The 12,177-nt window shown below is 72.6% G+C and carries 11 protein-coding genes; all 11 read right to left on the bottom strand.

The genetic code is table 11. The annotated features are described in order from the left end of the window. Window positions 1–25 precede the first annotated feature (25 nt). Window positions 26–2,368, bottom strand: a complete 2,343-nt coding sequence (locus tag ACIBQ8_RS23565; protein WP_397192961.1) for a glycoside hydrolase family 3 C-terminal domain-containing protein — start codon at window positions 2,366–2,368, stop codon at window positions 26–28. A 67-nt stretch (window positions 2,369–2,435) separates the two neighbouring features. Beyond that, window positions 2,436–3,227, bottom strand: a complete 792-nt coding sequence (locus ACIBQ8_RS23560; RefSeq protein WP_397192960.1) for an alpha/beta fold hydrolase — start codon at window positions 3,225–3,227, stop codon at window positions 2,436–2,438. Beyond that, complete coding sequence (locus ACIBQ8_RS23555) at window positions 3,224–3,607, bottom strand: VOC family protein (protein ID WP_352353397.1); 384 nt, start codon at window positions 3,605–3,607, stop codon at window positions 3,224–3,226. The genes ACIBQ8_RS23560 and ACIBQ8_RS23555 overlap by 4 nt, the downstream gene beginning before the upstream one ends. A 96-nt stretch (window positions 3,608–3,703) precedes the next feature. After that, complete coding sequence (locus tag ACIBQ8_RS23550) at window positions 3,704–4,660, bottom strand: helix-turn-helix domain-containing protein (RefSeq protein ID WP_397171097.1); 957 nt, start codon at window positions 4,658–4,660, stop codon at window positions 3,704–3,706. A gap of 125 nt (window positions 4,661–4,785) precedes the next feature. Next, entirely contained in the window at window positions 4,786–5,715 is a 930-nt protein-coding gene (gene lipA, locus ACIBQ8_RS23545; protein WP_397192959.1) for a lipoyl synthase, read from the bottom strand. Between the two features lie 42 nt (window positions 5,716–5,757). Next, window positions 5,758–6,741 (bottom strand): hypothetical protein, encoded by a 984-nt coding sequence (locus tag ACIBQ8_RS23540; protein ID WP_397192958.1) that lies wholly within the window; start codon window positions 6,739–6,741, stop codon window positions 5,758–5,760. Between the two features lie 56 nt (window positions 6,742–6,797). Then, window positions 6,798–7,490 (bottom strand): lipoyl(octanoyl) transferase LipB, encoded by a 693-nt coding sequence (gene lipB / locus ACIBQ8_RS23535; protein ID WP_397171101.1) that lies wholly within the window; start codon window positions 7,488–7,490, stop codon window positions 6,798–6,800. Between the two features lie 37 nt (window positions 7,491–7,527). Next, complete coding sequence (locus ACIBQ8_RS23530) at window positions 7,528–8,265, bottom strand: Type 1 glutamine amidotransferase-like domain-containing protein (RefSeq protein WP_397171102.1); 738 nt, start codon at window positions 8,263–8,265, stop codon at window positions 7,528–7,530. A gap of 36 nt (window positions 8,266–8,301) precedes the next feature. Then, a complete protein-coding gene (locus ACIBQ8_RS23525; RefSeq protein ID WP_397192957.1) occupies window positions 8,302–9,195 on the bottom strand; it encodes a TIGR01777 family oxidoreductase in 894 nt (297 codons plus the stop codon). A gap of 67 nt (window positions 9,196–9,262) precedes the next feature. Further along, entirely contained in the window at window positions 9,263–10,726 is a 1,464-nt protein-coding gene (gene sucB / locus ACIBQ8_RS23520) for a 2-oxoglutarate dehydrogenase, E2 component, dihydrolipoamide succinyltransferase (protein ID WP_397192956.1), read from the bottom strand. A 38-nt stretch (window positions 10,727–10,764) separates the two neighbouring features. Beyond that, window positions 10,765–12,129: a dihydrolipoyl dehydrogenase gene (gene lpdA / locus ACIBQ8_RS23515; RefSeq protein WP_352323062.1), complete on the bottom strand. Its 1,365-nt coding sequence runs from the start codon at window positions 12,127–12,129 to the stop codon at window positions 10,765–10,767. Between the last annotated feature and the right edge of the window lie 48 nt (window positions 12,130–12,177).

Genomic DNA, 12,177 nt, shown 5'->3' with positions numbered 1-12,177 from the left:
TGGAAAATGCGGCTGGCCTTTGTCGCTAGATCTTCACCGTGATCGACAGCCTGGGGTCCGCGACGTGGTGCGACGCCTGGACCGTGTACTCGCCCTCGACCGTGCGCCAGCCGTCCTCCCACACCTGGAAGGCGCCGTCGGGCAGGAAGACGGTCGTGATCACGGTCTCTCCCGGCTCGGCCTCGACCACGTCGAACCCGGCCAGGCGGCGGTCGTCGCCCCGGCAGAGGTAGATCTGCACGACCTCGCGGCCGAAGCGGTCGCCGGTGTTGGTCAGCGCGACGGTCACGGTGGCGCCCTCGGCGGCGATGGAGTCGTAGCTCCAGGTCGTGTAGCCGAGGCCGTGGCCGAACCAGAAGGCCGGAGCCCGCCCCGACCGCTCCCAGGCCCGGTACCCGATGGACGTGCCCTCGTCGTAGGCCACAGCGCCGTCCACGGGGGTCACGTTCGTGACGGGGGCGTCCGCGAGCGCCGCGGGCCACGTGGTGGGCAGGCGGCCGCCGGGCTCGGCGCGGCCCGACAGCACGTCGGCCAGCGCGTTCCCGGCCTCCTGCCCGGGGAACCAGGTCAGCAGCACCGCCGCGACCTCGTCCGCCCACGGCATCTCCACCGGCGAGCCCGCGTTGACCACGACCACCGTGCGCGGGTTGGCCGCGGCCACGGCGCGGATCAGCTCGTCCTGGCGGCCGGGGAGCGCCAGGGTCTCGCGGTCGAAGCCCTCGCTCTCGACCTCCGGCGTGGTCGAGGCCACGACCACCGCCACGTCGCTGCCTGCCGCCACCCGCACGGCCTCGGCGATCAGCTCGTCCGGGCCCGGCGCCGGGTCGGCGTGGCCCAGCGTGTACGCCACGAACGCCATGCCCCCGAAGGCCCCCGCCGGATGCGTCACGCTCAGCTCGTACGGCTCGCCCGCGGCCATCTCGACGGCGAAGCGCCGCTCCGGCGGCGACAGGAACGCGGCCGCCGGATCGCCCCCTTCCGGCTCGATCGCCGCGTCGAGGACGGTCTCGCCGTTCACCGTGACGGTGAAGGCGCCCACGCCCGCCACCGACAGCTCGTGCCTCCCCGACGTGTCCGGCGTGTACGCCGCCCGCAGCCGCACCGCCCCGAGCCGCTCGCCGTCCACGTCCGGCGGCAGCTGGCCGACCCACCGCGCCTCGGCCGCCGCCAGCGGATGCTCGGCCAGCAGGCCGCCGTCCGCGTCGAGGAACTGCGCCACGACCGGGCAGGCCAGCGGCGCCAGGCGGATCCGCGGGTCGGTCCCGACGGCGTGCCGGACCTCGACGCCCTCCAGCGCGCTCAGCCCGGCCAGCGGCGAGACGATCCGGTCGGGGAAGACCTGGGCGCTGCCGCCGCCCATGACCCGGGCCTCGGCGGCGGCCGAGCCGATGAGCGCGAGCGTGCGCACGTCCCGCAGCGGCAGCACGCCGTCGTTGGCGAGCAGCGTGAACCCGCGCGCGGCCACCTCGCGGGCCAGCGCGATGCCGTCGATGACGCCAGGAGCAGTACGGTCCTCGCCGCCGAGCGCGCCCGTCCGGCGGGCCAGCCGCAGGACCCGCCGCACCTTGTCGTCGATCACCGACTCGGGCACCCGCCCCTCCCGGACGGCGGCCTCCAGCTTGTCCCCCCACGGGCCGAACGGGCCGGGCATGGCCACGTCGGTGCCGCCGAGGGCGGCGGCCTCGGTGCTGCGCACGGCCGTCCAGTCGGACACGACGAGCCCGTCGAACCCCCACTCGTCCTTCAGCACGCCGTTGACCAGGGCGGAGTGCTCGGTCATGGTGGTGCCGCCGACCGAGTTGTAGGCCGTCATCAGCCCCCACGCGCCGGCCCGCACCACCCGCTCGAACGGCCGCAGGTACACCTCGCGCAGCGTCTTCTCGTCGACCCGCACGTCCACGGTGAAGCGGTCGGTCTCGAAGTCGTTGGCCACGAAGTGCTTGGGCGTGGTGGCCACGCCGCCCTCCTGCACGCCCTCGACGTAGGCCGCGCCGATCTCGCCGGTCAGGTACGGGTCCTCCGAGAAGCACTCGAAGTGCCGGCCGCCGAGCGGGGAGCGGTGCAGGTTGATCGTGGGCGCGAGCAGCACGTGCACGCCCTTGCGCCGGGCCTCCTGGGCCAGCAGCGCGCCGGCCCGCCGGACGAGCTCCACGTCCCAGGTGGCCGCGAGCGCGGTCGGGCTGGGCAGCGCGATGGACGGGTCGGCGGAGGTCCACTGCTCGCCGCGGACGCCGATCGGGCCGTCGCTCATCACGAGCCGGTCGAGCCCGATCTCGGGGATCGGCGGAAGGGACCACATGCCGGCCCCGGTGAGCAGGCGGATCTTGGTGGCGAGGTCGAGCCGGGCGATCAGTTCGTCGAGTTCCACGGCATCAGTGTTCACCAGAAAACCGAGCACTCGATAGGTTTGTGACCTTTACGTTACGCAAAGCCTGTCACCGGGCGAAGAACTCCAGCAATTCGGGCACCAGCGCCTCCGGCGTCACGGCGTGGGCCTGCTCCTCCAGCACCCGGTGCCGCGCCCCCGGCACGCCCGCCGCGACCGCCCGCGCCGCGCCCGCCATCCACCGGGGGCTGCGCTCCCCGCTCAGCACCAGCAGCGGCTGGACGATCGCGGCCAGCGTGGCGGACGGCAGCCGGTTGCCCGGCCCGAGGACGGCGGCCTCGTAGGCCAGCGTCCGGGCCACGCCTTTGAGGTGGCTCCACGACGCCTCGGCCCGCATCGCGGCCACGGCCTCGACCGGCACCTCGGCCGCCTCCACCATGAACCGCTCGACCGCCTCCTCCCAGCGGCCCGCGTCGCACAGCGCGTCGAGCTGCGCGGCGAAGTCGTCCGGCAGCGGGGGAGCGTCGTCGTCCACGTGGTACGGCGGCTCCCACACCGCCACCCTCGTGATGCCGAGCCCCCGGGCGGCGGCCTCCAGCACGAGCGCCGCGCCGGACGAGCCCCCGAACACCATGGCCGTCCCGCCCGCCGCGCCGATGACCGCCGCCAGGTCCTCGATCTCCCGCTCGACCGCGTACGGCCGGGTGTCGCCGCTGCCGCCCCGGCCCCTGCGGTCGTAGTTGACGACCGTGAACCAGGGCGCCAGCGCGGCGGCCACGCCCGCCAGCGTGGGGTGCGCCCGGTCGCCGAACGCGCCGTTGACCAGCACGACCGCGGGCCCGGCGCCGTAGCTGTCGAAGGCCAGCACGGTGCCGTCCGCCGAGGTGGCGTGGCCGTTCACGCGGGCTGGACCAGGCAGAGGGCCTCCCAGTGGTGCCCGTCGAGGTCGGCGAAGCCGCGCTGGTAGCGGAACCCGGCCTCCTGCGGCACGCCGGCCGGGGTGGCGCCGAGCGCGAGGGCCTTGTCCACCAGCTCGTCCACCTGGGCCGGGTTCTCCATGCCGAGCACCAGGATGGCCTCGGTGCTGGTGGTGGCGTCGGCGATCTCCTTGGTGACGTACGTGGAGAACGTCGGCTCGGTGAGCAGCATCACCTGGGTCTGCTCGTTGACGAGCATCGAGGCCATGCCCTCGGCCATGCCGTACATCGTGAAGCCGAGCTCGGTGAAGAACTTCTGCGACCGGTCCAGGTCCTTGACCGGGAGGTTGAGGAAGAGCTGCATGTCGTGCTCCTAGGCATCTGAGGTGTTTTGCGACACCTTCAGTCTGCTGGCCACGACCTCGCGCGTCTTGGATCCCAGCGCCAGGACGGTTGACGATCAGCGCACGGCGTTGGCGCGCCGGAACTCGGCCGGCGGCAGCCCGTACGCCCGCTTGAACAGCCTGCTGAAGTGCGCCGAGTCGGGCAGCCCCCACCGCGCCCCGACCTCGCCGACCGGCAGGTGGCGGGCGCCCAGCAGGTCGGCGCGGCAGCGCTCCAGCCGCCGGTGCCTGATCCAGGCGGCCACCGTCGTGTTCTCGGACTCGAACAGCCGGTGCAGGTAGCGCACCGAGACGTGGTGCGCCTCGGCCACCATCGCCGGGTCGAGGTCGGACCAGCCAAGACGCTGGTCGATGAAGGCCCGCACGCGCAGCAGCAGGGCGCGGCGGCGGGCGTCCTCGGGCACCGCGTCGGCCTGCTCGGCCCGTTCGGCCAGGGCCGTGGTGACCAGGTCCATCACCACCGTCGCCAGCCTGGCCGCGCTGGCCGGGGTGTAGTCGTCGTAGTCCTGGGTGACCCGGCGCAGCAGCGGCACGGCCAGCGCGCCGGTGCCCTCGCGCGCCGAGACGGGCACCGCGGTCAGCCGGGCGACGTCGTCGTAGGGCAGCGGCAGCAGCTCGTGCGGGAAGCTGAACACCGCGAGCTGGACGGCCGAGTCGTAGGCCACCTCGTAGGGGCGGGTGAAGTCGTAGATGGCGAACTCGCCCTTGTCCAGGCGGATCTCGCGGCCGTCCTGGCGCAGCACCGGGTTGCCCGAGACGGCCAGCACGGCCCGGTAGAGCTCGGGGTTGTCGCGGTGGATCAACCGCGCCGTGCGGTGGACGCTGTGCGGCGTGGACGTGCGCACCCGGCCCACGCCCACGGGGCCCAACTGCCCCAGCTCGATCTCGCCCCGCAGCGGCGCGCCGGAATCGATGCGCAGGTCGAGCGGCCCGAGCGTGTCGCAGACGATGCCGCGCCAGGCGTCGTGACGGCTGCGCGCGGGCAGGTCGCTGGTGCGGATCACGGTCGCCATGGCCTCGCCCCTCCCTCGGCAGCCCTGCCATGCTAGGGACGCGAAAAGCCCCGGGCAAACAGCCCGGGGCTCCGCTCAAACGGGATCAAGCAGGATCAAGCAGGATCGAGCAGGATCAGCGGCGCTCAGGTGGTCTGGCGGGCCGCGATGGCCTGCTGGTAGAGCCGGCCCGCGCGGTACGACGAGCGCACCAGCGGCCCCGACAGCACCCCGGCGAACCCGATCGCCTCGGCCTCGGCCTGCAGCTCGACGAACTCCTCCGGCTTGACCCAGCGCTCCACCGGGTGGTGGCGCGGCGTCGGCCGCAGGTACTGGGTGATCGTCAGCAGGTCGGTGCCGGCGGCGTGCAGGTCGCGCATCGCCTCGACGACCTCCTCGCGGGTCTCGCCCATGCCCAGGATCAGGTTGGACTTGGTGACCAGCCCGGCCTCGCAGGCCGTCGTGATCACCCCGAGCGAACGCTCGTAGCGGAAGGCGGGGCGGATGCGCTTGAAGATGCGCGGCACCGTCTCGACGTTGTGGGCGAACACCTCGGGCTTGCTGGAGAAGACCTCCTCCAGCTGGTCGCGGTTGCCGTTGAAGTCGGGCACCAGCAGCTCGACGCCGCAGCCGGGCAGCAGCGAGTGGATCTGCCGGGCGGTCTCGGCGTAGAGCCAGGCGCCGCCGTCGGGCAGGTCGTCGCGGGCCACGCCGGTCACGGTCGCGTAGCGCAGGCCCATCTGCTGGACGGACTCGGCGACCCGGCGCGGCTCGTCGCGGTCGTATTCCTTGGGCTTGCCCGTGTCGATCTGGCAGAAGTCGCACCGGCGGGTGCACTGGTCGCCGCCGATGAGGAAGGTCGCCTCGCGGTCTTCCCAGCACTCGTAGATGTTGGGACAGCCCGCCTCTTCACAGACCGTGTGCAGGCCCTCCCGGCGCACGAGCGATTTCAGCTCGGTGTATTCGGGGCCCGTCTTCAGCTTGGTCTTGATCCACGGGGGCTTGCGCTCGATAGGGGTCTCGGCGTTGCGCACCTCCAGGCGGAGGAGCTTTCGGCCATCAGGAGCAACGGTCACCCGTCCAGCTTACGTCCGCCGCCGAACCGGACCGGTCGAGGGTCAGGTGATGAGCCCGAAGCCGCGGATCGCCCTGGTGTAGTGGCGCAGCAGCTCCTCGTCGATCAGCGCGGACTCGGCGGTGCCCAGCAGCTCCGAGTGCGGCGCCGAGGTCAGCACGCCGTCGTCGGTGAGCCGGTGGCGGGCCAGCGCGCCCTGCCTGATCGCGGTGACGCTCTCGCCGCGCAGCGCCGCGGCCTGGATGGGCGCCAGGTAGCCGCCGGCGGCCAGGCCGCGCAGCTCGTCCAGCTCGTCCTCGGACACCACCCGCCGGGCGATCGCCTCCCGGCGTTCCTCCGCGCGGGCCCGCCCGGCGCGGGCCAGCGCCGTCAGCGCGTACTCCGCCAGCAGCACCGGGCCGCCCAGCACCCGCCCGATCATCCGGCCGAAGAACCCCGCCGCCTCGTACGTCGTGCCGGGGTGGTCGATCGCGCCCAGCGAGGACTTGGCGATCGCGACCTGGGCCTCCTCCCTGATCTTCAGCGGCGCGCTCGCCCCGAGCAGGGCGTCGTGCCAGGCGGCCAGCGTGAACAGGGCGCCGTCCACGATCAGCTCCTCGCCGGCCGGGATCCGCGCGTACGCGGTGGCCAGCAGCGCCACCCGCTGCCGCGGCGTCAGGGCCAGCCACAACGGCAGCCCGACGACCAGCACCGGCGTGCGCAGCACGCCCACATGGTCATAGACGGTCTCGGTGGCAAGGTCGCGGACCGCGACCTGGCGCGGCCTCTTGGCACGGGCCCGGACGGCCACGCGGTCGGCCAGGGAGTACAGCTCGCGGGCCGCGGCGCGGTCGAGCACCTCGGCGTCGGCCGGCAGGCGGGGAAGACGGGGCCGCAGCGCCCATCCCAGAGCCAGGCTGACGCCGCCGACCAGCCATGCGAGGAGGGAGTCGAGGTGCGCCAGCACGGCCCACGCGCCCAGCGCGAGGAAGGCCAGCGTGAGCAGGTGAACCAGGAGCGCGAGGACGAGAGCGGCGGAACGCTTCACACGGCGATGTTAAGCCGGGAAAATCCGGATTCAACCGCTGTTCGATGCCGATTCGGTCACCTGCGCAGCAGGTCCTCCTCGTGCAGGTCGAACGGTTCCCTGCCGAGCGCCTCGGCCAGCCGCTTCTCGGCGATCGGGATGACCTCCTCGACCACGATCCGGCGGCCGGTCTCGGCCGAGAGCGAGGAGACGCCCGCGTCGGGCAGCCCGCACGGCGTGATCCGGTTGAACCACCGGGGGTCGTTGGCGCAGTTGAGCGCGAACCCGTGCATCGTCACGCCGCGCGCGACGCGGATGCCGACCGCGCCGAGCTGCCGGTCGGGCAGCCCCAGGGCGGCGTCGCCGGCCGCCCACACGCCCGGACGCCCCGGCACCCGCCGGCCGGTGACGCCGAAGTCGGCGCACACCTGGATCATCGTCTCCTCAAGGGCGCAGACGTAACGGGTCACGTCGGCGACGGCGACGATGGGGTAGGCGACGAGCTGGCCGGGGCCGTGCCAGGTGACCCGGCCGCCCCGGTCGGCGTCGACGACGGGGGTGCCGTCGGAGGGACGGTCGCCGGGCAGGGTGCGCCTGCCCGCGGTGTAGACGGGCGCGTGCTCCAGGATCAGGACCGCGTCGCCCAGCTCGCCGGCGACCCGCTTGCCGTGCATCCAGCGCTGCAACGACCAGGCTTGCTCGTAGGGGACGTCCACACCAAGGCGGACGACGGCCAGCGCGTGGGGATCGTCCCCGTGGATGGGGCGCATGAGCCTATTGTGCCGTTCCCTCACCCTGTCAGGGTAATCAGGAGGTCAACAGGCGTGGCTCGATCCTGAACTCCTTGACGCCGTTGGAGCCGTCGTACTCCAGCCGGTACGCGTACGCCCGCGGGTCGACGGTGACCGCCTGGATGAACTCGGTGCCCACGTAGTGCAGGGCGACGCCCTCGTCGGCGGCGTACCCGCCGGGCAGCTCGCCGGAGGCGACCGACTCCTGCAGCAGCGGGCGGCGCTGCGGCTCGGCGTTGTAGTGGACCCCGCACGAGTACGGCAGCAGCGCGAGCCCGTCGGCCCACGGGCGCAGCGCCGGGCCGAAGGAGTCGGTGTTGCCGCCCACGTGCCAGCACAGGGCGCCCGCGCTCTGCCCGGACAGCACCACGCCGGCCCGCCAGGCCTCCTCGAAGACCTCGTCGAGGCCGTGCAGCCGCCACAACGCCATCAGGTTGGCCACGCTGCCGCCGCTGACGTAGATCATGTCCTGTTCGAGCGCCCAGGCCCGCGCGTCCTCCACGTTGGGCATGGGGAAGACGGTCAGGTGGCTCAGCTCGACGTCCCAGCCGGAGAAGGCGCCGTACATCTTCAGCAGCCAGTCGGAGGAGTCGCCGAGGGCGGTGGCGACCAGGCCGAGCTTGGGGCGGTCCTGGCCGGTCAGGTCGAGGCCGTACCGCAGCAGCCCGCTCGCCTCGATGAAGTTGTGACGCTCGCTCGGGCGGAACGACCCGCCCCCGATGGCCAGAATGTGCGACTGCCCGGACCTGCTCATGTCGGATCTCCCGCGTGCTGAAGGACGAACGGCACCCTACAGTACGGCGCGCAGCGCCTCGTCGAGACGGGTATGCGTGAAGCCGTAGCCGCTGTCAAGCAGTTTCCGCGGGATCATGCGATGGCTCGGCAGCAGCCCCGCGCGGGCGAATTCGCCCACCCCGATGGACAGGGCGAACGCCGGTACGGGCATGGGAACTGTGCCTTTACGCAGGCATTTACCCAGAGTCCGGGTGAATTCTTCGTTGGTGACCGGAGAGGGGGACCCGAAATTGACCGGACCCTCGATATCCCGATTTTTTAGGATATGTAGGGCGGCGGCCACCCAATCGTCCAGGGAGATCCACGACCAGTACTGCCGGCCCGTCCCCAGCGGCGCGCCCAGGCCCATGCGGAAGATCGGCAACATGCGCCCGAGCGCCCCGCCGTGCCGGCTCAGCACCATCGCCGTGCGCAGCCGCGCGACCCGGCACCCGGCCTCGGCGGCCCGCTCGGCCTCCCGCTCCCAGCGCTCGCACAGCTCGGCCAGGAACCCCTGGCCCCTGCCCTGGCTCTCGTCGATCTCCCGGCCGCCCGTGTCGCCGTAGAAGTCGACGCCGGAGGCCGACAGCAGCACCTCGGGCGGCTTGCCGAGCGCGCGCAGGGCGTTGACCAGCAGCCGGGTGCCCTCGACGCGGCTGCGCACCAGCTCGCGCTTGTAGTCCGCGGTCCAGCGCCGGTCGCCGACCGAGGCCCCGGCCAGGTGCACCACGGCCTCGGCCCCTTCGAGCGCGGCCCGGTCGATCACCCCCGCCGACGGGTCCCAGAAAGCCTCTCCCGGCCCCGCGGGCTCCCGCCGGACCAGGCGGACGACCTCCCGCCCCTCGTCGCGCAGCGCCCCGACCAGCGCCGTACCGATCAGGCCCGAGGCCCCGGTCACGATGATCGCCATGCTGTCCACAGTACGCCAAAGGCCGGGCGGCCCCCCGAAGGAGCCACCCGGCCTTCACGTGCGATGACTACGCGAGCCCGAGCTGGGCCTCGAAGCGGCCCTCCTCCAGGCGACGCTTGATCGTCGTCAGGAAGCGGGCGGCGTCGGCGCCGTCGACCAGGCGGTGGTCGTAGGTCAGCGCCAGGTAGACCATCGAACGCACCGCGATGACCTCGCCCTCGGGCGTGTCGAGCACGACGGGCCGCTTGACGACCGCGCCGGTGCCGAGCATGCCCACCTGCGGCTGGTTGAGGATCGGCGTGTCGAACAGCGCGCCACGGCTGCCGGTGTTGGTCAGCGTGAACGTGCCGCCGGTGATCTCGTCGGGCGTCACCTGGTTGTTGCGGGTGCGCTCGGCCAGGTCGGTGACCTTGCGGGCGATGCCGGCGAGGTTGAGGTCGCCGGCGTTCTTGACGACCGCCGCGAGCAGGCCGCGCTCGGTGTCGACCGCGATGCCCAGGTTCTCCACGTCGAAGTACGTGACCTCGTTGGTCTCGTTGTTGATCGTGGCGTTGAGCTTCGGGTGCTGCTTGAGCGCCTCGACGGTGGCCATCGCGAAGAACGGGGTGAAGGTCAGCTTCACGCCCTCGCGGCGGAAGAAGTCGTCCTTCGCCCGCGCCCGGAGCTGGGCGATCTTCGTGACGTCGACCTCGACGACCGACGTGAGCTGCGCCGCGGTCTGCAGCGACTCGACCATGCGCTTGGCGATGGTCTGACGCAGCCGCGTCATCTTCTCCGTACGGCCGCGCAGCGTGGTGTCGACCTCGACCGGCTCGGGCGCCGCGGCGGCCGGGGCGGCCTGGGCGGCGGCGGGAGCCGGGGCGGCGGCGGCCGGCTGGGCGGCCGGAGCCGCGGCCGGAGCGGCCTGCTCGCGCTGGGACTTGGCGGCCTCCAGCACGTCCTGCTTGCGGATGCGGCCGCCGACGCCGGTGCCGCTGATCGAGTCGAGGTCGACGCCGTGCTCGTTGGCGAGCTTGCGCACCAGCGGCGTCACGTAGGGGCTGTCGCCCGAGGACGGCAGCGGCGTGGGCTCGGCGGCGGGCTGCTGCTGCGGAGCCGGGGCCTGCGAAGCCGGGGCCGGAGCGGCCTGCGGGGCCGGGGCCTGCGGGGCCGGAGCCGGAGCGGCCTGCTGGGGAGCGGGCTGGGCCGGGGCCGGCTGCGGGATGGAGGAGGCCGGGGGAGCCGGGGCGGGCTCGGGCTCCGGCTCGGGCTCGGGAGCGGCCTGCGGTGCCGGGGCGGCGGCGCCCGGCTGGGCGTTCTCGTCGATGATGGCGAGCTCGGCGCCGACCTCGACCGTCTCGTCCTCAGCCACGACGATCTTGGTGAGGACACCCGCGGAAGGCGACGGGATCTCGGTGTCGACCTTGTCGGTCGAGACCTCGAGGAGCGGCTCGTCGGCCTCGACGCGCTCGCCCTCCTTCTTCAGCCAACGGGTTACCGTGCCCTCGGTCACGCTCTCGCCGAGCTGGGGCATCTGTACGGAGACCGGCATCGTTATTCTTCTCTCGCGTTCTGATCTCGAGGGCTGGACTAGTTGTGTACGTGCAACGGCTTGCCGGCCAGGGCCAGCATCGCCTCACCGACTGCCTCGGACTGGGTCGGATGTGCGTGGATGAGCTGGGCGACCTCTGCGGGCAGCGCCTCCCAGTTGTAGATCAGCTGGCCTTCCGTGACGAGCTCGCCGATGCGCCGGCCCACCATGTGGACGCCGACGACCGGGCCGTCCTTCTGGGCGATGACCTTCACCGCTCCGGAGGTGCCGAGGATCTGGCTCTTGGGGTTGCCGGCCAGGTCGTAGACCTGCTCGACGATCTCGATGCCGCGCTCGGCGGCCTGCGCCGACGTGATGCCGACCGAGGCCACCTCGGGGTCGGAGTAGGTGATGCGGGGCACGCCGGCGTAGTCGATCGGCGGCGGGTTGAGGCCGGCGATGTGCTCGGCCACCATGATGCCCTCGGCGAACCCGGCGTGGGCCAGCTGCAGCGTGGGGATCAGGTCGCCGATGGCGTAGACGCCGGGGACCGAGGTCTGGCAGTGCTCGTCGACCACGACGGCGCCGCGCTCGACGGTCACGCCCTGCTCCTCGAAGCCCATGCCGGACGACACCGCGCCGCGGCCGACCGCGACGAGCAGGATCTCGGCGTCGAGGGTCTTGCCGTTGGCCAGGGTGACGACGACGCCCGTCTCGGTGGTCTTGGCGGAGTCGAAGAAGACGCCCAGCTCGTACTTGATGCCGCGGCGGCGGAAGGCCCGCTCCAGCAGCTTGGAGCTGGACTCCTCCTCGGTCGGGAGCAGGTGCGGCAGCGCCTCGACGATGGTGACCTCGGCGCCGAAGGAGCGGTAGACGCTGGCCAGCTCGACGCCGATCACGCCGCCGCCCAGGACGATCACCGACGACGGCACGCGGTCCATCTTCAGGGTGTGCTCGCTGGTGATGACCCGCTCGCCGTCGATCTCCAGGCCGGGCAGCGTGCGGGGGGCCGAGCCGGTGGCCAGCACGAGGTTGGCGCCCTCGTAGACCTCCGAGCCCACCTGCACGCTGCGCGGGCCCACCAGACGGCCCTCGCCCTCGACCACCGTCACGCCCGCGCCCTTGAGCAGGCCCTGGACGCCCTTCCAGGCCCGCGTGACGATCTTGTCCTTGAACGCGTGCACGCCCTGGACGTCGATGCCCTCGAAGCTGGCCTTGACGCCGAAGGACGCGCTCTCGCGGGTCTCGTCGGCGACCTCGGCCGAGTGCAGCAGGGCCTTCGTGGGGATGCATCCCCTGTGGAGGCAGGTGCCGCCGATCTTGTCCTTTTCGATGAGGACGACCGACTTGCCCAGCTCGGCCGCCCGGAGGGCGCAGGCGTAACCGCCGCTGCCGCCACCTAGGACGACGATGTCATAGGCCACAGGAAGGCTCCTTGTCGGGGTGTTCGTGATGCCGTCATCTTTTCATTT

It is taken from the genome of Nonomuraea sp. NPDC049646, assembly GCF_044465525.1.
Lineage (GTDB): Bacteria > Actinomycetota > Actinomycetes > Streptosporangiales > Streptosporangiaceae > Nonomuraea.
Note: the sequence above shows the minus strand (reverse complement) of the source record. Positions and strands in the feature narration are given on the sequence as shown.

Excerpts from the sequence above, each read along its gene's own strand:
- ACIBQ8_RS23530 (WP_397171102.1), bottom strand. The coding sequence starts at position 8,265 with ATGAGCAGGTCCGGGCAGTCGCACATTCTGGCCATCGGGGGCGGGTCG.
- ACIBQ8_RS23550 (WP_397171097.1), bottom strand. The coding sequence starts at position 4,660 with ATGGCGACCGTGATCCGCACCAGCGACCTGCCCGCGCGCAGCCGTCAC.
- ACIBQ8_RS23555 (WP_352353397.1), bottom strand. The coding sequence starts at position 3,607 with ATGCAGCTCTTCCTCAACCTCCCGGTCAAGGACCTGGACCGGTCGCAG.
- sucB (WP_397192956.1), bottom strand. The coding sequence starts at position 10,726 with ATGCCGGTCTCCGTACAGATGCCCCAGCTCGGCGAGAGCGTGACCGAG.
- lipB (WP_397171101.1), bottom strand. The coding sequence starts at position 7,490 with ATGCGCCCCATCCACGGGGACGATCCCCACGCGCTGGCCGTCGTCCGC.
- ACIBQ8_RS23525 (WP_397192957.1), bottom strand. The coding sequence starts at position 9,195 with ATGGCGATCATCGTGACCGGGGCCTCGGGCCTGATCGGTACGGCGCTG.